The 21692-nt window shown below is 72.9% G+C and carries 20 protein-coding genes; 10 read left to right on the top strand and 10 right to left on the bottom strand.

Annotated features, from left to right (window positions below):
- The first annotated feature begins 54 nt into the window (after positions 1–54).
- Positions 55–1038: an ATP-binding protein gene (locus ACFVU3_RS10020; RefSeq protein ID WP_390065271.1), complete on the top strand. Its 984-nt coding sequence runs from the start codon at positions 55–57 to the stop codon at positions 1036–1038.
- A 118-nt stretch (positions 1039–1156) separates the two neighbouring features.
- Here the strand turns inward: ACFVU3_RS10020 and ACFVU3_RS10015 are convergent, their stop codons facing one another.
- On the bottom strand, positions 1157–2518 hold the full coding sequence (locus tag ACFVU3_RS10015) for a hypothetical protein (protein ID WP_390065270.1): 1362 nt from the start codon (positions 2516–2518) through the stop codon (positions 1157–1159).
- 240 nt (positions 2519–2758) lie between these two features.
- Between ACFVU3_RS10015 and ACFVU3_RS10010 the strand changes: the two genes are divergently transcribed.
- The 6 genes from ACFVU3_RS10010 to ACFVU3_RS09985 all read left to right on the top strand — a co-directional run bounded on the left by ACFVU3_RS10010 (position 2759) and on the right by ACFVU3_RS09985 (position 10875).
- Positions 2759–5179, top strand: a complete 2421-nt coding sequence (locus tag ACFVU3_RS10010) for a SulP family inorganic anion transporter (protein WP_390065268.1) — start codon at positions 2759–2761, stop codon at positions 5177–5179.
- A 290-nt stretch (positions 5180–5469) separates the two neighbouring features.
- Positions 5470–7482 (top strand): acetate--CoA ligase, encoded by a 2013-nt coding sequence (acs, locus tag ACFVU3_RS10005; protein WP_390065267.1) that lies wholly within the window; start codon positions 5470–5472, stop codon positions 7480–7482.
- A 235-nt stretch (positions 7483–7717) separates the two neighbouring features.
- Complete coding sequence (gene nhaA / locus ACFVU3_RS10000; protein WP_390065265.1) at positions 7718–9100, top strand: Na+/H+ antiporter NhaA; 1383 nt, start codon at positions 7718–7720, stop codon at positions 9098–9100.
- Between the two features lie 34 nt (positions 9101–9134).
- Positions 9135–9632, top strand: a complete 498-nt coding sequence (locus ACFVU3_RS09995) for a phage holin family protein (RefSeq protein WP_390065263.1) — start codon at positions 9135–9137, stop codon at positions 9630–9632.
- On the top strand, positions 9629–10564 hold the full coding sequence (locus ACFVU3_RS09990; protein WP_390065262.1) for an alpha/beta fold hydrolase: 936 nt from the start codon (positions 9629–9631) through the stop codon (positions 10562–10564). Before ACFVU3_RS09995 ends, ACFVU3_RS09990 begins: the two co-directional genes overlap by 4 nt.
- 119 nt (positions 10565–10683) lie before the next feature.
- Positions 10684–10875, top strand: a complete 192-nt coding sequence (locus tag ACFVU3_RS09985) for a hypothetical protein (protein WP_390065260.1) — start codon at positions 10684–10686, stop codon at positions 10873–10875.
- A 12-nt stretch (positions 10876–10887) separates the two neighbouring features.
- On the opposite strand, the gene ACFVU3_RS09980 is transcribed toward ACFVU3_RS09985, so the two are convergent.
- The 3 genes from ACFVU3_RS09980 to nth form a co-directional block, all read right to left on the bottom strand.
- On the bottom strand, positions 10888–12087 hold the full coding sequence (locus tag ACFVU3_RS09980; RefSeq protein WP_390065258.1) for a MarP family serine protease: 1200 nt from the start codon (positions 12085–12087) through the stop codon (positions 10888–10890).
- A 67-nt stretch (positions 12088–12154) separates the two neighbouring features.
- Positions 12155–12859: an NUDIX hydrolase gene (locus tag ACFVU3_RS09975; protein WP_390065256.1), complete on the bottom strand. Its 705-nt coding sequence runs from the start codon at positions 12857–12859 to the stop codon at positions 12155–12157.
- A gap of 74 nt (positions 12860–12933) precedes the next feature.
- A complete protein-coding gene (gene nth, locus ACFVU3_RS09970) occupies positions 12934–14070 on the bottom strand; it encodes an endonuclease III (RefSeq protein ID WP_390065254.1) in 1137 nt (378 codons plus the stop codon).
- A 185-nt stretch (positions 14071–14255) separates the two neighbouring features.
- Between nth and ACFVU3_RS09965 the strand changes: the two genes are divergently transcribed.
- Positions 14256–14930 carry a Crp/Fnr family transcriptional regulator gene (locus ACFVU3_RS09965; protein ID WP_030495802.1) on the top strand — a complete coding sequence of 225 codons (675 nt, stop codon included), beginning with the start codon at positions 14256–14258 and terminating at the stop codon, positions 14928–14930.
- Between the two features lie 77 nt (positions 14931–15007).
- On the opposite strand, the gene ACFVU3_RS09960 is transcribed toward ACFVU3_RS09965, so the two are convergent.
- From ACFVU3_RS09960 to ACFVU3_RS09940, 5 genes are all read right to left on the bottom strand, one after another.
- On the bottom strand, positions 15008–15895 hold the full coding sequence (locus tag ACFVU3_RS09960) for a prohibitin family protein (protein WP_390065252.1): 888 nt from the start codon (positions 15893–15895) through the stop codon (positions 15008–15010).
- Positions 15896–15977: 82 nt separating this feature from the next.
- Positions 15978–16808: an MBL fold metallo-hydrolase gene (locus ACFVU3_RS09955; RefSeq protein ID WP_390065250.1), complete on the bottom strand. Its 831-nt coding sequence runs from the start codon at positions 16806–16808 to the stop codon at positions 15978–15980.
- Positions 16805–17665, bottom strand: coding sequence for an NUDIX hydrolase (locus ACFVU3_RS09950; protein WP_390065249.1), 861 nt, complete (start codon positions 17663–17665; stop codon positions 16805–16807). The genes ACFVU3_RS09955 and ACFVU3_RS09950 overlap by 4 nt, the downstream gene beginning before the upstream one ends.
- A 144-nt stretch (positions 17666–17809) precedes the next feature.
- Positions 17810–18280 (bottom strand): RidA family protein, encoded by a 471-nt coding sequence (locus ACFVU3_RS09945; RefSeq protein ID WP_390065247.1) that lies wholly within the window; start codon positions 18278–18280, stop codon positions 17810–17812.
- Positions 18277–18432 (bottom strand): DUF4177 domain-containing protein, encoded by a 156-nt coding sequence (locus ACFVU3_RS09940; RefSeq protein WP_158821993.1) that lies wholly within the window; start codon positions 18430–18432, stop codon positions 18277–18279. Before ACFVU3_RS09940 ends, ACFVU3_RS09945 begins: the two co-directional genes overlap by 4 nt.
- Before the next feature lie 125 nt (positions 18433–18557).
- Here ACFVU3_RS09940 and ACFVU3_RS09935 point away from each other — a divergent pair, with 125 nt between their 5' ends.
- Together ACFVU3_RS09935 and ACFVU3_RS09930 are read left to right on the top strand one after the other, a co-directional pair.
- Positions 18558–19523 (top strand): ArsA family ATPase, encoded by a 966-nt coding sequence (locus ACFVU3_RS09935; protein WP_390065245.1) that lies wholly within the window; start codon positions 18558–18560, stop codon positions 19521–19523.
- 35 nt (positions 19524–19558) lie between these two features.
- Positions 19559–20956, top strand: a complete 1398-nt coding sequence (locus ACFVU3_RS09930) for an ArsA-related P-loop ATPase (protein WP_390065463.1) — start codon at positions 19559–19561, stop codon at positions 20954–20956.
- Between the two features lie 24 nt (positions 20957–20980).
- Here ACFVU3_RS09930 and ACFVU3_RS09925 read toward each other — a convergent pair whose 3' ends face one another.
- Positions 20981–21325, bottom strand: coding sequence for a WhiB family transcriptional regulator (locus ACFVU3_RS09925; protein WP_030749207.1), 345 nt, complete (start codon positions 21323–21325; stop codon positions 20981–20983).
- Between the last annotated feature and the right edge of the window lie 367 nt (positions 21326–21692).

Genomic DNA, 21692 nt, shown 5'->3' with positions numbered 1-21692 from the left:
CTTCTTCATAGACCTCGACCACTAAGCGCGTTCATGCCACTACGCTAGGTGAACATGAAGATCGCTTTCGTCGGGAAGGGCGGCAGCGGCAAGACGACGCTGTCCTCGCTCTTCGTCCGCCACCTCGCCGCCACCGAGTCCCCCGTCGTCGCCGTCGACGCGGACATCAACCAGCATCTGGGGGCCGCGCTCGGTCTCTCCGAGGAGGACGCGGCCGCGCTGCCCGCGATGGGGGCGCATCTGCCGCTCATCAAGGAGTACCTGCGCGGCAGCAATCCGCGGATCGTCTCGGCCGAGACGATGATCAAGACGACGCCGCCCGGGGAGGGTTCGCGGCTGCTGCGGGTCCGCGAGGAGAACCCGGTGTACGAGGCGTGCGCGCGACCGGTCCGGCTGGACCCCGGCGAGGTGCGGCTGATGGCGACCGGCCCGTTCACCGAGGCGGACCTCGGCGTGGCCTGCTACCACTCGAAGGTCGGCGCGGTGGAGCTGTGCCTGAACCATCTGGTGGACGGGGCCGACGAGTACGTGGTCGTCGACATGACGGCGGGCTCGGACTCGTTCGCGTCCGGCATGTTCACCCGCTTCGACATGACCTTCCTGGTCGCCGAGCCGACCCGCAAGGGCGTGTCGGTGTACCGCCAGTACAAGGAGTACGCGCGGGACTTCGGCGTCGCGCTGAAGGTCGTCGGCAACAAGGTGCAGGGCCCGGACGACCTGGACTTCCTGCGCCAGGAGGTCGGCGAGGACCTGCTCGTCACGGTCGGCCACTCGGACTGGGTCCGCGCGATGGAGAAGGGCCGACCTCCGCGCTTCGAGCGGCTGGAGCCGGAGAACCACCGTGCGCTGCGGGCCCTGCGGGAGGCGGCGGACGACTCGTACGCGCGCCGCGACTGGCGGCGCTACACGAGCCAGATGGTCCACTTCCACCTCCGCAACGCGGAGAGCTGGGGCAACGCCAAGACCGGGGCCGACCTGGCGGCGCAGGTCGACCCCGGCTTCGTCCTCGGCGAACCGGCCGCCGCGGCGGCCCGCTGACGGCCCCCGCCGCCCCGGACCGCCCGCCCCGGTACCGCCTTCCCGCACCCCGCCCGCGCGCCCCGGGAGTCCCGCTCCGTTTCCGGGGCGCGCTCCGTTCCCGGGGCGCGGTGGCGCGTCAGCTCCGTGCGGCCGGCTGTGCCGCCGGAGCGGTGGCCGGAGCGGCCGGGGTCGCCGGGGAGGCAGGGGCGGCCGGGGAGGCCGGCCGGGGGGCGAGGAAGGCGGACCAGCCGCCGGCCGGGGCCTCGCCGACCTTCAGGGTGCGCATCTTGGCGACGACGGCCGGGTCCTGGGCGTCGAGCCAGTCCGCGAGCTGGCGGAAGGAGACGCACTCGACGTCCTTCTGCACGCAGACCGTGGCGATGGTCTCCTCGACGGCGCGCATGTAGGTGCCGCCGTTCCAGGACTCGAAGTGGTTGCCGATGACGACCGGCGCCCGGTTGCCCCGGTAGGAGCGCTCGAACGCCTGGACGAGGCCGTCGCGCATCTGGTCGCCCCAGTAGCGGTGCATGCCGGGGTCGCCCTGGGTCGTGCCGGGCGACTGGTTGACCATGAAGTTGTAGTCCATGGACAGGGTCTGGAAGGCGCGGCCGGGGACCGGGACGAGGTGCATGGACAGGTCCCAGACGCCCTGGTCCTTCTTCGGCCAGATCTGGTCGTTGACGCCGCTGGTGTCGTAGCGGAAGCCGAGTTCGGAGGCGGCCTTCACGAAGTTCTCGCGGCCCTCCAGACAGGGCGTGCGGGCGCCGACGAGCTCCTTGTCGTAGTCGAATGGGAGCGGCTGCTCGGCGCGCAGGCCGGCGTTGGTCTTCCAGTTCTTGACGAAGGACCTGGCCTGCTTGATCTCGCTCTTCCACTCCTCCACGGACCAGGTGCCGACGCCGCCCTCGGCGCCGCAGAAGTGCCCGTTGAAGTGGGTGCCGATCTCGTTGCCCTCCAGCCACGCGCCGCGCAGTTCGCGGACGGTGGCACGGATGCCCTCGGTGTCGTTGAAGCCGATGTCGGAGCGGCCCGCGGAGTGCTGCGGCGGGTCGTACATCGTCCGCTTCTCCTCCGGCAGGAGGTACACGCCGCTGAGGAAGTACGTCATGGTCGCGCCGTACTTCTTGCCGACGTTCCGGAAGTGGGAGAAGAGCTTCTGGCTGTCCTCGCCGGCGCCGTCCCAGGAGAAGACGACGAACTGCGGCGGGGCCTCGCCGGGCTTCAGCTTCTTCCACGTCGGCTGGTGCGGCTGGGCGCCGGTGTACGCGGTGGAGCCGTCGCCGATCAGCCGGACGGCGTTCTCCGGCGCGGCGGCGGGACCCTTCTTCCCGGCGCCACCCGCACCCGCACCGGCACCGGCACCGGCACCCGTGGCGCCCCCGGCCGGCGGGCCGGCGGGATCCGAGCAGCCGGCGAGGCCGCCGATCAGGGCGACGGCCAGGGCACCGGCGGCCAGCGCCTTCCTCCGGAACGTACTTCCTCGCGCGGCGGCTGACATCCGCCCACCTCTCTTCTCCGACATCCCCGAGCACGGACACGGGCTACGACCTACGAGCGGCGTCAACCTCGCACCGCACCCGCCGGAGCGATGAAACGACAAGCGGCAATGCGCCTCCCAATCACCGGAACCGGTGAACCATTGCCCTGTTTGCCCCGAAAATAATGCCGGAGACTTTACTCTCCATTACGATTCGTTTACTCAGAGTTGAGGTACCCGTTCGGCCCCGGAGGAGACCGGATGACCCTCTGCACCCCTGCCCGCACGCCCAACCGGCCGCGCGTCCAGCGGCCCCACAGCCCACCCGGAGGCGGACGCCGCTTCCGCCCCGCCGGCGCGGACGTCTCCGCGTCGATCGCCGTCTTCCTGATCGCGCTGCCGCTGTCGCTCGGCATCGCCCTCGCCACCGGAGCACCGCTCCAGGCCGGACTGGTCGCCGCCGCCGTCGGCGGTCTGGTCGCCGGCCGTCTCGGCGGCTCACCGCTCCAGGTGAGCGGACCCGCCGCCGGCCTCACGGTCGTCACCGCCGAGCTGATCCAGCGGTACGGCTGGCGCACCACCTGCGCCATCACGGTCCTCGCAGGACTCGCCCAACTCGCCCTGTCCGCCCTGAAGGTGGCCCGCTCGGCGCTCGCGGTCTCGCCCGCGATCGTGCACGGCATGCTGGGCGGCATCGGCGCCACCATCGCCCTGGCCCAGCTCCACATCGTCCTCGGCGCCACCCCGCAGAGCTCCGCGGTCGCCAACGTCCTCGGGCTCCCCGACCGGGTGACGGACGTCCGGCCGGCCCCGCTCGTCATCAGCGCGCTGACCATCGCCGTCCTGCTCTGCTGGCCCCGGCTGCCGGGTCGCGCGGGCCGCTGGGCGCGCAAGGCGCCGGCCGCGCTGGTCGCCGTCGGCGGCGCGACCCTGCTCGCGGTGGCCGCCGGCCTCTCCGTGCCCCGCGTCGACCTCCCCTCCTGGAGCAGCCACGCGCTGCCGGGGCTGCCCGACGGGCCGGTCCTCGGGATCGCCGCCGGCGTGCTGACGATCACCCTGGTCACCAGCGTGCAGTCGCTGCTCTCCGCCGTCGCCGTCGACAAGCTCGTCGCCGCCCGCCCGGACCGAGGCCGGGGCGTGCCGCGCTCCGACCTCGACCGCGAGCTGGCGGGCCAGGGCGTGGCCAACATGGTCTCCGGGGCGCTCGGCGGCCTCCCGGTCGCGGGGGTCGCGGTCCGCAGCGTCGCCAACGTGTCGGCGGGCGCGGTCAGCCGCGCCTCCACCATGCTGCACGGCCTGTGGATCGTGGTGGCCGCGCTGCTCCTCGTGCCCGCGCTGGACCTGATTCCGCTCGCCGCGCTCGCCGCCCTCGTCATGGTGGTCGGCATCCAGATGGTGAGCATCACCCACATCCGTACGGTCACCCGTCACCGCGAGATCGTGGTGTACGCGGTGACGCTGACCGGGGTCGTCCTGGTCGGCATCCTGGAGGGCGTCGCCCTCGGCATCGCCGTCGCGGTCGCGGTCGCGATGCACCGGCTGGCCCGCACCCGGATCACCCGGGAGGACCGCGACGGGCGCCAGCTGCTGCGCGTCCGCGGCCAGCTGACCTTCCTCGCGGTGCCGCGGCTGAGCCGCGCGCTGCACCAGATCCCCGCAGGCTCGGAGGTGACCGTGGAGCTGGACGGCTCGTTCATGGACCATGCCGCGTACGAGACGCTGAACGACTGGTCCACCGGCCATCTGGCGCACGGCGGGACGGTCGCGCTGACCGGCCCCACCGGCGGCCGGATCACCGGCTCCCCCGCCGCCCGTCTTCCCGGCGCCGATCTGGGGACCGGCTCCGCGGACGCCCCGGCCACGAGCCCCGCGGCCGCCGCGCAGGAGGCGTCCCCCCACGCCTGCTGCCGTCCCTGGACCCCCTGGCACAACCACCAGTGCGCCGAGCGGCCCGCGCCGCCGCCCGCCCCCGCGGCCGAGGAGCCGGCCCGCCCGACGGGTCATCAGCTGGCCCACGGCATCGGCAAGTTCCAGCGGAACACCGCACCGCTGGTCCGGGACGAGCTGGCCCGGCTGGCGCGGGAGGGCCAGACCCCCTCGCAGCTCTTCCTCACCTGCGCCGACTCCCGGGTGGTCACCAGCATGATCACGTCCAGCGGGCCCGGCGACCTCTTCACCGTGCGCAACGTCGGCAATCTGGTGCCGCCGCCCGGGGACGGGAGCGGGGACGACTCGGTGGCGGCGGCGATCGAGTACGCGGTGGACGTGCTGCGGGTGCAGTCGATCACCGTCTGCGGCCATTCCGGCTGCGGCGCCATGCAGGCCCTGCTCGGCGCCGGTCCCGACGAGCCGGCGACCCCGCTGCGCCGCTGGCTGCGGCACGGCCGGCCGAGCCTGGAGCGGATGGCGAGCCGCCGCCACGCCTGGGCGCGGATCTCCGGACGGCTGCCGGCGGACGCGGTGGAGCAGCTGTGCCTCACCAACGTCGTCCAGCAGCTGGAGCACCTGCGGGCGTACGAGTCGGTGGCGCGGCGGCTCGCCGACGGCAGCCTCACCCTGCACGGGATGTACTTCCACGTGGGCGAGGCGCAGGCGTACCTGCTCTCCGGGGACGAGGTGCGCGGGTACGACGACGTCTTCGACAGCGTCCCGCCCGCGGTCCTGGCGGCCCGGGCGTCCTGACGGCCGCGGCCCCGCCCAGGGGCCCGGCCCGACCCGCCCAGGGGTCCGGCCAGGCCAGGAGCCGCGGCCCGACCCGGCGCGGGGCCCGCCCGGCCCCGCGCGCGGCCCCGCCCGCCCTGGGCCGCGCCCCGCCCCCCTCCCCGCGCGTCCTGAACCTTTCCCGGCGCGCGTCCGTGAGACTGTGTGGCCCCTTCTCCCTCCGCTCGGGACGAAGGGGCCCCCGTCCGTCAAGACACTCACAGGTCTAAACCAATTCCCCGGAGACTCTTGTCACCCGGGGCCTCGGGCTGATGAGGTATGACGCGGGACACATACGCACAGAGGACGCCCTGGGAAAGGGAGATGTCGTGAGCAACGAGAGCCTGGCCAATCTGCTCCGGGAAGAGCGCCGCTTCGCGCCGCCCGCCGAGCTGGCCGCGCACGCCAACGTGACGGCGGAGGCGTACGAGCAGGCCGAGGCGGACAGGCTGGGCTTCTGGGCCGAGCAGGCCAAGCGCCTGACCTGGGCCACGGAGCCGACCGAGACCCTCGACTGGTCGAACCCGCCGTTCGCGAAGTGGTTCGCCGACGGCGAGCTCAACGTCGCGTACAACTGCGTCGACCGGCACGTCGAGGCCGGCCACGGCGACCGGGTCGCCATCCACTTCGAGGGCGAGCCGGGCGACAGCCGCGCGATCACCTACGCCGAGCTCAAGGACGAGGTCTCCAGGGCCGCCAACGCCCTGACCGAGCTGGGTGTCCGGAAGGGCGACCGGGTCGCCGTCTACCTGCCGATGATCCCCGAGGCCGCGATCACGATGCTGGCCTGCGCCCGCGTCGGCGCCGCCCACTCGGTCGTCTTCGGCGGCTTCTCCGCCGACGCCGTGGCCTCCCGCATCCAGGACGCCGACGCCAAGGTGGTCGTGACCGCCGACGGCGGCTACCGCCGCGGCAAGCCGTCCGCCCTGAAGCCCGCCATCGACGAGGCCGTCGCCAAGTGTCCGACGGTCGAGCACGTCCTGGTGGTCCGCCGCACGGGCCAGGACACCGCCTTCACCGAGGGCCGCGACGTCTGGTGGCACGAGCTCGTCGAGCGCCAGTCCGCCGAGCACACCCCCGAGGCGTTCCCGGCCGAGCAGCCGCTCTTCATCCTGTACACCTCGGGCACGACGGGTAAGCCGAAGGGCATCCTGCACACCTCCGGCGGCTACCTCACCCAGGCCGCGTACACCCACCACGCCGTCTTCGACCTCAAGCCGGAGACCGACGTCTACTGGTGCACGGCCGACATCGGCTGGGTCACCGGCCACTCGTACATCGTCTACGGCCCGCTGGCCAACGGCGCCACGCAGGTCATGTACGAGGGCACCCCGGACACCCCGCACCAGGGCCGGGTCTTCGAGATCGTGCAGAAGTACGGCGTGACCATCCTCTACACGGCGCCGACGCTGATCCGCACGTTCATGAAGTGGGGCGACGACATCCCCGCCAAGTTCGACCTGACCAGCCTCCGCGTGCTGGGCTCGGTCGGCGAGCCGATCAACCCCGAGGCGTGGGTCTGGTACCGCAAGCACATCGGCGCCGACCGCTGCCCGATCGTGGACACCTGGTGGCAGACCGAGACGGGCGCGATGATGATCAGCCCGCTCCCCGGCGTCACCGAGACCAAGCCGGGCTCCGCCCAGCGTCCGCTCCCCGGCATCTCCGCCACCGTCGTCGACGACGAGGCCCGCGAGGTGCCGAACGGCGGCGGCGGCTACCTGGTGCTCACCGAGCCGTGGCCGTCGATGCTCCGCACCATCTGGGGCGACGACCAGCGCTTCATCGACACCTACTGGTCCCGCTTCGAGGGCAAGTACTTCGCCGGCGACGGCGCCAAGAAGGACGACGACGGCGACATCTGGCTGCTCGGCCGCGTCGACGACGTCATGCTCGTCTCCGGCCACAACATCTCGACCACCGAGGTCGAGTCGGCGCTCGTCTCCCACCCGTCGGTGGCCGAGGCGGCCGTCGTCGGCGCCGCCGACGAGACGACCGGCCAGGCGATCGTCGCCTTCGTGATCCTGCGGGGCACGGCCAGCCAGGACGAGGGCCTCGTCGCCGAGCTGCGCAACCACGTGGGCGCCACCCTCGGCCCGATCGCGAAGCCGAAGCGGATCCTCCCCGTGGCCGAGCTGCCGAAGACCCGCTCGGGCAAGATCATGCGCCGTCTGCTCCGCGACGTGGCGGAGAACCGCGAGCTGGGCGACGTCACCACGCTGACCGACTCCTCCGTGATGTCGCTCATCCAGACGCAGCTTCCGGCCGCGTCCAGCGAGGACTGAGCACCGCCACCGGCAGGACGTGAAGGCCCGCCCCGGCCCCCGGGGCGGGCCTTCGCGCGTCCGCGCCCCGGCGCGACGAAAGCCCTGTACCTCCCTAAAGTGATCCTCGCCGGACACGCCTCGGGCTCCTTAGGTAAAGTAAGGACCGCGTCAGAAACGCGTCAGAAAGACCTAGGTGCGCCGGGAAGTCTGGTCGGCATGTGCTGTGTGCTGCCCACCCGACCGGAGGCTCCCCGTGTCCACCGACCGCAAGTTCCTCGGCCGGCTCTCCCTCCCGGAGCGCCGCTACCTCACCGATGCCCTGCGCACCGAGACGGTCGGCGGTGTCCTGCTGCTCGTCGCCGCCGTCGCCGCGCTCGTCTGGGCCAACGCCTCCCCCGGCACGTACGCCTCCGTCTCCGGCTTCCACATAGGCCCCGCCGCCCTCGGCCTCGACCTGTCGGTCGCGCACTGGGCCGCCGACGGCCTCCTGGCGGTCTTCTTCTTCGTCGCCGGCATCGAGCTCAAGCGCGAACTGGTCGCCGGCGAGCTGCGCGACCCCAAGGCCGCCGCCCTCCCCGTCATCGCGGCGATCTGCGGCATGGCCACCCCGGCCCTCGTCTACGTCCTGGTCAACGCCGTGGGCGGCGGCTCCATGGACGGCTGGGCCGTGCCCACCGCCACCGACATCGCCTTCGCGCTCGCCGTCCTCGCCGTCATCGGCACCTCGCTCCCCTCGGCCCTGCGCGCCTTCCTGCTCACCCTCGCCGTCGTCGACGACCTCTTCGCGATCCTGATCATCGCGGTCTTCTTCACCAGCGACCTGGACTTCGCCGCCCTCGGCGGCGCCTTCGCCGGCCTCGCCCTCTTCTGGTTCCTGCTCCGCAAGGAGGTCCGCGGCTGGTACGTGCACGTGCCGCTGGCCCTGGTCGTCTGGGCCCTGATGTACAACAGCGGCGTCCACGCCACCATCGCGGGCGTCGCCATGGGCCTGATGCTGCGCTGCACCACCCGCGAGGGAGAGGAGCACTCCCCCGGCGAGCACATCGAGCATCTGGTCCGGCCGCTCTCCGCCGGTCTCGCCGTCCCCCTCTTCGCGCTCTTCTCGGCCGGCGTGACCATGTCCAGCGAGGCGCTCCGCGACGTCTTCACCCAGCCCGTCACCCTCGGCATCGTCCTCGGCCTGGTCGTCGGCAAGGCGGTCGGCATCTTCGGCGGCACCTGGCTCGCGGCCCGCTTCACCAGGGCGGAGCTCAACCCCCAGCTGTCCTGGCCCGACGTCTTCGCCGTCGCCACCCTCGCCGGCATCGGCTTCACCGTCTCGCTCCTCATCGGCGAACTCGCCTTCGAGGGGGACGCGGCCCTCACCGGTGAGGTGAAGGCCGCGGTCCTCATGGGCTCGCTCATCGCCGCCGCGTGCGCCACCCTCCTGCTCAAGCTGCGCGTCCGGAAGTACCAGCTCCTCGTCACCGAGGAGGACCGCGACGACGACCAGGACGGCATCCCGGACGTGTACGAGGAGGGCACCGAGGCGTACCACCTCCGGATGGCGGAGATCCTGGAGCGGAAGGCCGCGGAGCATCGCGAGCGCGCCCGACTGGCGGGGGCACCGCGCGACGGGGCCGACCGTCCGGCATGATCTGACTGGACCGTACAAGAGGAGAGGGAGAGCGATGAGCGACCCGTTCGACGGAACCGAGCGCAGCCTCGGCCAGCTGGTCGCCTCGGCGACCGCCGAGATGTCCGCACTGGTGCACGACGAGATCGCCCTGGCCAAGGCCGAGCTCCGGCAGGACGTCAAGCGCGGCGCGATCGGCGGCGCCGCGGGCATCACCGCCGCCGTGGTGCTGCTGTTCTCGCTGCCGATGCTGAGCTTCGCGCTCGCGTACGCCATCAACACCTGGACCGGCGGGCACAACGGCAACGGCGGCTGGAACCTCGTCTGGTGCTTCCTGCTGTCCTTCGCCTTCAACGTGATCGTCGCGGGCCTCCTCGGCCTCGTCGCGGTCTCCAAGTTCAAGAAGGTGAAGCCGCCGGAGAAGTCCATCGCCTCGGCCAAGCAGACCGCGGCGATGCTCCAGAACGTGAAGCCGCACCCCCGTCCGGAGGGTGTCCCGGCCGCCGAGGTGACGATGGCCAAGGCGCAGTCTGTGGCACGCTCGTCCGTATGACCCTCCCCGAGAGCAGCACCCCCGGCGGCGGGCCCGTACGCCTCGACGGTCCGTGGACCCACCGTGACGTCGCGGCCAACGGCGCCCGCTTCCACATCGCCGAGATGGGCGACGGCCCCCTGGTGCTGCTGCTGCACGGCTTCCCGCAGTTCTGGTGGACCTGGCGCCACCAGCTGCCGGCGCTCGCCGAGGCCGGCTTCCGGGCGGTCGCGATGGACCTGCGCGGGGTCGGCGGCAGCGACCGCACCCCCCGGGGCTACGACCCCGCCAACCTGGCCCTCGACATCACCGGCGTGGTCCGCTCGCTCGGCGAGCCGGACGCCGCGCTCGTCGGCCACGACCTGGGCGGCTACCTGGCCTGGACGGCCGCGGTCATGCGGCCCAAGCTGGTCCGCCGCCTCGTGGTCTCCTCGATGCCGCACCCGCGCCGCTGGCGCTCGGCGATGCTCTCCGACTTCGCCCAGTCCCGGGCCGGCTCGCACATCTGGGGCTTCCAGCGGCCGTGGCTGCCGGAGCGTCAGCTGGTGGCCGACGACGCCGAGCTGGTGGGCCGTCTGATCCAGGAGTGGTCGGGCCCTCGCCCGGCCGACGAGGAGGCGGTCGAGGTCTACCGGCGGGCGATGCTCGTCCCGTCCACGGCGCACTGCTCGATCGAGCCGTACCGCTGGCTGGTCCGTTCGCTGGCCCGCCCCGACGGCATCCAGTTCAACCGGCGCATGAAGCGGCCGGTCCGGGTGCCGACGCTGCACCTGCACGGCTCGCTGGACCCGGTGATGCGGACCCGCAGCGCGGCCGGATCGGGCGAGTACGTCGAGGCCCCGTACCGCTGGCGGCTCTTCGACGGCCTCGGGCACTTCCCGCACGAGGAGGATCCGGTCGCCTTCACGACGGAGCTCGTGAACTGGCTGAAGGACCCCGAGCCCGACCGCTGAGTCCCGTACGGGCCCGCGCCCGCACGGGTTTGCGTCGAACGGCCATGTGCCCCGCGCATACTCCGATTGGCGGGCCCCGGAACGGTTACCGGGCCCGGACCCCGGGCAGACGTCCGGGTATGGGCTGGACGCACGACTACGGTGACACGGCACGCGACCGCCGCTCCGCCTCCGGGCCGGGCTCCCGCGAGCGGGGAGGCCCGCCGGACCAGGGCCGCGCTCCCGGCGGGCAGGTCGGGATCTCACGCATCCTCAGGCGGCGGGCCCGCTGGGTCTCGGCCCGGCTCCGCCACCCACGCGACACCTCCTGACCCCGCCTCGGGTCAGAGGGCGCAGCCGTCGGTGTCGACCTGCTGGTTCGCGGTACGGCCGAGCTCGATGTCCTCGCGGATCTCCTCGACCGTCAGCGCGTACCCCGTGTTGGCGTCGTCGCGGGAGCGGGCGAAGATCACGCCCGAGACCGTGCCTTCCTCGGTGAGCAGCGGGCCGCCGGAGTTGCCCTGGCGGACCGTCGTGTACAGCGAGTAGACCTCCCTGCGCACCTCGCCCCGGTGGTAGATGTCGGGGCCGTCGGCGCTGATCCGGCCGCGGACGCGGGCCGAGCGGACGTCGTACGAGCCGTTCTCGGGGAAGCCGGCGACGATGGCGTCGTCGCCGCTGTGCGCCTCCTGCTCGGTGAAGCGCAGCGGGGTGGCCTGGAGGTCCGGCACGTCGAGGACGGCGATGTCGCGGCGCCAGTCGTAGAGGACGACCTTGGCGTCGTAGAGGCGGCCTTCGCCGCCGATCTGCACGGTGGGCTCGTCGACGCCGCCGACCACGTGCGCGTTGGTCATCACGCGGCGGTCGGAGAAGACGAAGCCGGTGCCCTCCAGGACCTTGCCGCAGCTCGGGGCCGTGCCGACGACCTTGACGATGGAGCGCTGCGCGAGGGTCGCGACGGGGCTGCCGGCGAGCGCCGGGTCCGGCGGGAGGACCTCGGTGATGGGCTCGTTGGCGAAGGGGCTGAAGACCTGGGGGAAGCCGCTGCGGGCGAGGGTGGAGCTGAAGTCGGCGAACCAGACGCTCACCTGATCGGGCATCACCCGGGAGACGCCCTGGAGCACCTTGGAGCCGCGCACCTCCTTGCCCAGGGTGGGCAGGGACGTGCCGGCCAGCGCCGAGCCGATCAGCCAGGCCACGAGCAGCATGGCGACCACGTTGACCAGCGCGCCGCCGGTGGCGTCGAGGGCGCGGGCCGGGGACCAGGTGATGTGGCGGCGGAGCTTGTTCCCCAGGTGGGTGGTGAACGCCTGGCCGATGGAGGCGCTGACGATGACCGCCATCACGAAGACCACGGTGACCGTGGTGGTGACCTCGCTCTGCTCGGTGAGCTGGTCCCACAGGATCGGCAGCAGCCACATGGCGGCGAGCCCGCCGCCGAGGAAGCCGACCACGGAGAGGATGCCGACCACGAAGCCCTGGCGGTAGCCGATGATCGCGAACCACACGGCCGCGAGCAGCAGCAGGATGTCCAGCACGTTCACGGTCGTCAGCCTCGCAGTGTCGTTTCCGGTCGCCGCTTCGTCTCCGGTCGCCCGGAGGCCCAGCCTGTCATGACCGCCAGTCGAGCGGGACCTTACGGGAGGTGTCCCAGGGGCGCTCCCAGCCCGCGAAGTGCAGCAGCCGGTCGATCACTCCGGCGGTGAAACCCCAGACCAGAGCGGACGCGACGAGGAACGCGGGGCCCGCGTGGCCGGCCGGGTGGACGGCGGTGGCGCGGTTGGCCGGGTCCGTGAGATCCGCCACGGGCACCGTGAAGACCCGGGCGGTCTCGGCGGGGTCCACGGCCCCGACCGGGCTCGGCTCGCGCCACCAGCCGAGGACGGGCGTGACGACGAAGCCGCTGACCGGGATGTAGAGCCGGGGGAGCACGCCGAAGAGCTGGACCCCGGCCGGGTCGAGGCCGGTCTCCTCCTCGGCCTCGCGCAGGGCGGCCCGCAGCAGCCCGCCGTCGTCCGGGGCGCCGTCCTCGGGGTCGAGGGCGCCGCCGGGGAAGGAGGGCTGTCCGGCGTGCGAGCGGAGGCTGCCGGCCCGCTCCATGAGGAGCAGCTCGGGGCCGCGCTCGCCGTCGCCGAAGAGCACGAGCACGGCGGACTGGCGGCCGGCGCCGCTCGCGGGCGGCAGGAACCGGCTCAGCTGCTCGGGCGCGACCGTGCGCGCGGCCCGGTCGACCGGCGCGAGCCAGTCGGGCAGTCCGTCCCGGTCCAGCAGGCCGCCGGTCCCGGGGCCGTAGATCTCTTCGTCCGTGCGCGTCATGGGCACCCCCGTTTCGTCCAACGCCGTCGCCGTGCCCCTTCGTTCCCGTGGGCCCCGTGCCGCCCGTTCCCGGCTCACTCGGCCCCGGAGGGCCGCTGTACGGCCCCGGGGGCCACGCCGGGCGCGGGCGGGGCGGGGCGGCCGGGATAGTCGGCGGGCGGGTTGAGCCGCTGGCCGGGGTAGCCGCCCTTCTCGTACTTGAGCAGCTTCCGGGCCTTCTCGGGGTCGGTCTCGCCCTCGCCGTAGGCCGGGCAGAGGGGGGTGATGGGGCAGGCCCCGCAGGCGGGCTTGCGGGCGTGGCAGATGCGGCGGCCGTGGAAGATCACCCGGTGCGAGAGCATCGTCCAGTCGCTCTTCGGAAAGATCTCGGCGACCTCGGCCTCGATCTTGACCGGGTCGTCGGACGTGGTCCACCGCCAGCGGCGGGCGAGCCGCATGAAGTGGGTGTCGACGGTGATCCCGGGGACGCCGAAGGCGTTGCCGAGGACGACGAAGGCGGTCTTGCGGCCGACGCCGGGGAGCTTGACCAGGTCCTCCAGGCGGCCGGGGACCTCGCCGCCGTGCTCGTCCCGGAGGGCGGCGGCCAGACCCATGATCGACTTGGTCTTGGCGCGGAAGAAGCCGGTCGGGCGGATGAGCTCCTCGACCTCCTCGGGGACGGCGGCGGCCAGGTCCTCGGGGGTCGGGTACCGGGCGAAGAGCGCGGGGGTCGTCTGGTTCACCCGCAGGTCGGTGGTCTGCGCGGAGAGGACGGTGGCGACCAGCAGCTCGAAGGGGTTCCGGAAGTCGAGCTCCGGGTGGGCGTACGGGAACACCTCCGCGAGCTCCCGGTTGATCCTCCGGGCCCGCCGGACCATGGCGAGCCGCGACTCGGCCTTGCCGGGTCTCGCGGACGCGGCGGACGCGGGCGCCTTCACCCCTCCGGCCGGGGCGGCCTTCTTCGCGGGTGCGGCCTTCTTGGCGGGTGCGGCCGGCTTCGCGGGTGCGGCCGGCTTCGCGGGTGCGGCCGGCTTCGCCGCCCCGGTCCTCTTCGCCGGCGCGGTCTTCTCCGTGGACGCGGGCTTCTTCGCGGCCGCCTTCTTCAGAGGCGAATCATCCCGATCCGCCCCTTTCGACCGCTTCGACACGCCGCGTTCGCCCACAGCGGAATTCCCTTCGGCCGACACTCTTCCAGCCCCCTTGGCCTGCGTTCTCACCGGCGAGTTGGACACCCGGCCAGCCTAGGGGCCGAGGCCGACATCCGCCCCGCCCGCCGCCGATCGGACCCCGATCGGGCCCCTGACGTTCGGCAATGGCGTCCGGTGCGTCAAACTTGTTGTGATTGATCGCACTGTTTGGCACGTCCGGCATCATGGGAGCCAGGTCCCGTGAGCAGGTCGACAGTAGGAGTGAACTCGTGGACGACGTTCTGCGGCGCGCCCCGCTCTTCGCGGCGCTCGATGACGAGCAGGCCGCCGAGCTGCGCGCCTCGATGAGTGAGGTGACGCTCGCCCGTGGCGACGCGCTCTTCCACGAGGGCGACCCCGGCGACCGCCTGTACGTGGTCACCGAGGGCAAGGTGAAGCTGCACCGCACCTCCCCCGACGGGCGGGAGAACATGCTGGCGGTCCTCGGCCCCGGCGAGCTCATCGGCGAGCTGTCCCTCTTCGACCCGGGCCCGCGCACCGCGACCGCGACGGCGCTGACCGAGGTCAAGCTGCTCGGCCTCGGCCACGGCGACCTCCAGCCCTGGCTGAACGCCCGCCCCGAGGTGGCCGGCGCCCTGCTGCGGGCCGTCGCCCGCCGTCTGCGCAAGACCAACGACCAGATGTCCGACCTGGTCTTCTCCGACGTGCCGGGCCGCGTCGCCCGCGCGCTCCTCGACCTGTCGCGCCGCTTCGGCGTGCAGTCGGAGGAGGGCATCCACGTCGTCCACGACCTCACCCAGGAGGAGCTGGCCCAGCTGGTCGGCGCCTCCCGCGAGACCGTGAACAAGGCGCTCGCCGACTTCGCCCAGCGCGGCTGGCTGCGCCTGGAGGCCCGCGCCGTGATCCTGCTGGACGTGGAGCGCCTCGCGAAGCGCTCGCGCTAGCGGAAGCCGTACGTACGCGAAGGGGGCCGCCCGGTTCGACCGGGCGGCCCCCTTCCGCGTGCCGTGCGGGCGGTGGGTCAGCGCTTGGTGCCGTCCACGATCACCGGGGCGGAGCCGCCGCCGGAGCCGCAGGGGACCGCGTAGACCGGGTTCTTGGCCGCCGCCTCCTTGAAGGCGTCGATGCACTGGTTCGCCAGGACCTTGTCGGTCAGCGAGTCGTTGAGGATCTTGTTGGCGCGGGCGATGCCCTCCGCCTCGATGCGGCGCCGGTCCGACTCCGCCTTGGCCGTACGGGCGGCCTCCAGGGCGCGCTCGGTGGCCTGCTGCTGCTGGATCTTGCGGTCGATCTGGCCCTGGAGCGCGTCCGAGGGCTTCACGTTGCGCAGGTTGACCGTGGTGACGACGATGCCGCGCGGCTCCAGGCGCTCCGTGATGAGCCGGGCGATCTCGGCGTTGATCTTCTCGCGGTCGGAGGCGTAGCCCTGCTCGCTGCTGTAGCGGGCGAAGACGTTGCGGACGATCTCACGGCTGTCCGGGTAGACCAGCCGCTGCTGGATGGCGTCCTCGCTGCCCGCGAGCTTGTAGAGCTCGACGGCCTTCGAGGGGACCACGGCCCACTTCACCGTGACCTCGGCGTACATGACGCCGCCCTGCGAGGAGCGGACCTCGACCACGTCCTTGTCGGAGAGGTTGAGGTCGACCGGGCGGGTGGAGAAGGTCGTGACGTCGGTGAACGGCGACTTCACGTGCATGCCGGAGGTCATCGGCGTCCCGACCTTGCCGAAGGCGACCGGCACGCCGACCTCGTACGCGCTGATCACGTACGTCATGCTCACGATCACCGAGAAGACGCCGGCGACCAGCGCGCCGACGGCCCCGAGCTTCCAGCCGGTCGAGTCCTGCGACCGGCCGACGAACCAGAGCACCACCGCGGCGATGACCAGCAGGATGGCTATGACGAACATGGGCATTCCCCCGAGAGCTGCGGCCTGATGTAAGCGGAGCGTAAGACATCAGGGGAAGCTCCCGGGTTCCCGGGGTGCCCGGTCAGATCAGGCCACGTTCCCTGAGGTACTCCAGCTGTGCCCGCACGGAGAGCTCGGCCGCCGGCCACAGCGAGCGGTGCACGTCCGCGTAGACGTGCGCCACGACCTCCGGCGCCGTCCGGTGCCCGGCCTCGACCGCCGCCTCCACCTGCGCGAGCCGGCCGGCCCGGTGCGCCAGGTAGAAGTCCACGGCCCCCTGGGCGTCCTCCAGGACCGGCCCGTGGCCCGGCAGGACCGTGTGCACCCCGTCGTCCACGGTCAGCGAGCGCAGCCGCCGCAGCGAGTCCAGGTAGTCGCCCAGACGCCCGTCCGGGTGCGCCACCATCGTCGTGCCCCGCCCGAGGATCGTGTCCCCGGTGAGCACCGCGCGGTCGGCGGGGAGGTGGAAGGAGAGCGAGTCGGAGGTGTGGCCGGGCGTCGGCACCACCCGCAGCTCCAGGCCGCCGACCGTGACCACGTCGCCCTCGCCCAGGCCCTCGTCGCCGAGGCGGAGCGCCGGGTCGAGCGCGCGGACGGCCGTCCCGGTCAGCTCGGCGAAGCGGCCCGCGCCCTCGGCGTGGTCCGGGTGCCCGTGGGTCAGCAGGGTCAGCGCGATCCGCTTGCCCAGCTTCTCCGCGGTGTCGATCACGTGCCGGAGGTGGCCCTCGTCGAGCGGGCCCGGGTCCACGGCGACGGCCAGGCCGGAGCCGGGCTCGGAGAGCAGCCAGGTGTTGGTGCCGTCCAGGGTCATCGCGGACGGGTTGGGCGCGAGCACGTTCACGGCCCGCGCGGTCGCGGGCCCGGAGACGACGAGCCCGCGCGGCTGGCCCGGCAGGGCGGCGGCGTCGGTCACGGGGTGCCTCCGACCCGCTTGGTGAACTTGTCGTGGCCGGGCCAGCTCAGCACCACCTGGCCGCCCTCCACGCGCGCCTGCGCGAGGACCGGCGCCAGGGACTGCTTCCCGGCCGCCGCCAGGGCCTCGGCGGCCGTGGAGCAGGGCTGGAGGGACCGCAGGGTCGCGATCGTCGGCGGCATCATCGTCAGCTCGCCCCGGTCGTAGCCGTCGGCGGCGGCGGCCGGGCGGGTCCAGACGGTCCGGTCGGCCTCCCCGGAGACGTCCCGGGTCCGCTGCCCCTCCGGGAGGACGGCCACGAAGAACCAGGTGTCGTACCGGCGCTGCTCGAACTCGGGGGTGATCCAGCGGGCCCACGCGCCCAGCAGGTCGGAGCGGAGCACGAGGCCGCGCCGGTCGAGGAAGTCCGCGAAGGACAGCTCGTGGGCGACCAGCGCCGCCCGGTCCCGCTCCCAGTCGTCGCCTGTGGTGTCGCCGACGACGGTGTCCGGGGTCTCGCCGGCGAGCAGCACGCCCGCCTCCTCGAAGGTCTCGCGGACGGCCGCGCAGACCACGGCCTGCGCCCGCGCGGGGTCGTCGAGCCCCAGCCGCTCCGCCCACTCCTCCAGCGCGGGACCGGCCCAGCGCACCGGCTGCTCGTCCCTCGGGTCGACGCCGCCCCCGGGGTAGGCGTACGCGCCTCCGGCGAAGGCCATGGAGGTGCGGCGGCGCAGCATGTGGACCTCGGGACCGGCGTCCGCGTCCCGCAGCAGGAGCACGGTGGCGGCGCGCTTCGGCGTCACCGGCACCAGCTCGCCGGCGGCGAGGGCGCGGATGCGGTCGGGCCATTCCGGCGGGTACCACTGACCATTCGACATGGGCGGATGCTATGCGCAACCAACGGAATGCACGAGAGCCGGCCGCCCCGGGCGAGGGGCGGCCGGCTCCGTGTACGGACGATCCGGTACGAGCTCCGCGGACCGGCGCCACGCGCGCGCGTGGCGGCCGGGAACGGGCCTCGGTCAGGCCCCGGTCAGCTCGACCTGGACCTCGACCTCGACGGGGGCGTCGAGCGGGAGGACGGCGACGCCGACGGCGCTGCGGGCGTGCACGCCCTTGTCGCCGAGGATCTCGCCGAGCAGCTCGCTGGCACCGTTGATGACGCCGGGCTGGCCGGTGAAGTCGGCGGCGGAGGCGACGAAGCCGACGACCTTCACGACGCGCTTGATCCGGTCGAGGTCACCGGCGACCGACTTGACGGCCGCGAGCGCGTTCAGCGCGCAGGTGGCGGCGAGCGCCTTGGCCTCCTCGGCGGTCACCTCGGCGCCGACCTTGCCGGTCACCGGAAGCTTGCCCTCCACCATCGGGAGCTGGCCCGAGGTGTAGACGTACACGCCGGACTGCACGGCCGGCTGGTAGGCGGCGAGCGGCGGGACGACCTCGGGCAGCTTCAGGCCCAGCTCGGCGATCCGCGCCTCGACGGCCCCGCTCACGACTGCGGCCGCTTCATGTAGGCCACCAGCTGCTCCGGGTTGGGCCCGGGCACGACCTGGACGAGCTCCCAGCCGTCCTGGCCCCAGTTGTCGAGAATCTGCTTGGTCGCGTGCACCAGAAGCGGCACCGTGACGTACTCCCACTTGGTCATGGAGGCGACTGTAGCCGCTGCGGAGGAGTGCTCCTCCGAGGCTCTCCCCCTAGGGCCCGGGCTCGGGGACTTCTCCGGGGCGGTCCGCTGATTGCGCGGGCCCGCCAGTGGTTAGGCTCGACAGCGTGAGCAGGCTCCAGGTCGTCAGCGGCAAGGGCGGTACCGGTAAGACGACGGTCGCCGCCGCCCTCGCCCTCGCCCTCGCGACGGAGGGGAAGCGCACGCTCCTCGTCGAGGTCGAAGGCAGACAGGGCATCGCACAGCTCTTCGAGACGGAGGCGCTTCCCTACGAGGAGCGCAAGATCGCCGTGGCTCCGGGCGGCGGCGAGGTGTACGCGCTGGCGATCGACGCCGAGCGCGCGCTCCTCGACTACCTCCAGATGTTCTACAAACTGGGCGGCGCCGGCCGGGCGCTGAAGAAGCTCGGCGCGATCGACTTCGCGACGACGATAGCTCCGGGGGTGCGGGACGTCCTGCTCACCGGCAAGGCGTGCGAGGCGGTCCGCCGGCGGGAGCGGGACGGCCGCCCGGTCTACGACCACGTGGTGATGGACGCGCCGCCGACCGGCCGCATCACCCGCTTCCTCAACGTGAACGACGAGGTGGCCGGGCTGGCCAGGATCGGCCCGATACACAACCAGGCGCAGGCGGTGATGGGGGTCCTCAAGTCCCCCGAGACGGCCGTGCACCTGGTGACGCTCCTGGAGGAGATGCCGGTCCAGGAGACGGCGGACGGCATCGCCGAGCTGCGCGCGGCGGGGCTGCCCGTGGGCCGGGTGGTGGTGAACATGGTCCGCCCCCAGGTCCTCGACGAGGCGGCGGTCCGGGCCGCCTCCGGCGACCACCGCGAGGCCCTCGCGCGGACGCTGGCCGGCGCCGGGGTCGCGGGCGCCGCCGGCCTGGTGGAGCCGCTGCTCGACCAGGCGGCCGAGCACGCCCGCCGGGTGGAGCTGGAGCGGGCGCAGCGGGCCGTCCTGGACGGCGTCGGCGTTCCCGCGTACGAGCTGCCGTACCTGGGCGACGGGGCGGACATCGCGGGCCTGTACCGCCTGGCGAAGGAACTGCGGAAGCAAGGGGTGGGTACGGCGTGACGGAGAAGACCCCGGGCACCGCGGACGGCGGTCCGGTGCCCTCGGCGGGCGCCGGCCTGGACGCGGTCCCCTTCCTGGAGATCGACCCGATCCTCGACGACCGGGGCACCCGGATCATCGTCTGCTGCGGCGCGGGCGGGGTCGGCAAGACGACCACGGCGGCGGCGCTGGGCGTGCGGGCGGCGGAGCGGGGCCGGCGGGTGGTGGTCCTCACCATCGACCCGGCGCGCCGGCTGGCCCAGTCGATGGGCATCGACGCGCTCGACAACACCCCGCGCAAGGTCGACGGCATCAAGGGCTCCGACGGCGGCGAACTGCACGCCATGATGCTGGACATGAAGCGGACCTTCGACGAGATCGTCGAGGCGCACGCGGAGCCGGCGCGGGCGCGCGCGATCCTGGAGAACCCCTTCTACCAGTCCCTGTCGGCCGGCTTCGCCGGTACGCAGGAGTACATGGCGATGGAGAAGCTGGGCCAGCTGCGGGCCCGGGACGAGTGGGACCTGATCGTCGTCGACACCCCGCCGTCGCGCTCGGCGCTGGACTTCCTGGACGCGCCGAAGCGTCTCGGGTCCTTCCTGGACGGGAAGTTCATCAAGCTGCTGATGGCGCCGGCGAAGGTGGGCGGCCGGGCCGGGATGAAGTTCCTCAACGTCGGCATGTCGATGATGACGGGGACGCTGGGGAAGCTGCTGGGCGGTCAGTTCCTGGGGGACGTGCAGACCTTCGTCGCCGCGATGGACACGATGTTCGGCGGCTTCCGGACGCGGGCGGACGCCACGTACCGGCTGCTCCAGGCGCCAGGCACGGCCTTCCTCGTCGTCGCGGCGCCCGAGCGGGACGCGCTGCGGGAGGCGGCGTACTTCGTGGAGCGGCTGGCAGCCGAGGGCATGCCGCTGGCCGGCCTCGTCCTCAACCGGGTGCACGGCAGCGGGGCGGCACGGCTCTCGGCCGAGCGGGCGCGGGCGGCCGCGGAAAATCTTGACGAGGGCCGCATTGTGGATCAGGGGCCCGGGAAGACTGGACTGCGTGGCGCCCCGGCCACGTCGTCCGAGCCGTCGCACGCCACCGCCGCCGACTCCCCCGCACGTCCCTCCGCCGCACCCGAGGCTGCCCCCACAGCCGACGCGACCGAAGAGCACAGCACCACGGACACCGGCCCTGACACGCGCACCGGAGCCGGCCCCGACGCCGGCCCGGACCACGACGCGGACCACGACACCGACATCGCGCGGCTCACCGCGGGTCTGCTCCGGCTCCACGCCGAGCGGATGCGGGTGCTCGCACGCGAACAACGCACACGGGACCGCTTCACGGCCCTCCACCCCGAGGTGGCGGTGACCGAGGTGGCCGCCCTGCCCGGCGATGTGCACGACCTCGCCGGGCTGCGGGCCATCGGTGAGCGCCTCTCCTCCCCGCGCGAGCGGTCCTGACGGGACCTCACGGGGCGAGCGGGACTATCCGACCGCGGCGTACTCCTCGTACGTCGCGTCGTCCTGCATGGCCACGGGCAGCAGGCCCGCGCCGCGCTCATACTCGGTGCGCGCGGTCTCCAGGAGCCGCCGCCACGAGGTGACCGTGGGACGCCGGCGCAGCAGGGCACGGCGCTCGCGCTCCGTCATGCCGCCCCACACGCCGAACTCCACACGGTTGTCCAGGGCGTCGGCGAGGCACTCGGTGCGCACCGGGCAACCGGTGCACACCGCCTTTGCCCTGTTCTGTGCCGCTCCCTGCACGAAAAGTTCATCCGGATCGGTAGTGCGGCAGGCCGCCTGCGCACTCCAGTCAGCTACCCAGCCCATACCGGCGCCGTCCTCTCCCGAATCGAGGCTCCCCCACGGCGGCAGCGGCATATTCACCGCTGCCAGTTGGGACGTTACGGAAGGCGGGGACAGCGCAACACCCCCTTCGGGCCCAATCTTGAATGGTCCGAACGGACTATGCGTGCGCGTCAGATCACCCAGGGGAGTGATCGGAGGACATGCGTGTGTTATGGGGCACCCTGCGACACACGCACCGGAATCGGACACGTCTTGCCCGCGGATTCGGGGACGCGGGAACTCGTGCCGGAAATCAGGCGATTGTCACGCACGGGGGTTGATACGGGACCGCACTCCTGTGACAGTTGGGAGCAGCTTAGGCCAAGGCATATACGTGTGTCCGGCGATT

This window comes from Streptomyces sp. NPDC058052 (genome assembly GCF_042885515.1).
Classification (GTDB): Bacteria; Actinomycetota; Actinomycetes; order Streptomycetales; family Streptomycetaceae; genus Streptomyces.
This window is presented reverse-complemented; position numbering and strand designations above follow the sequence as displayed.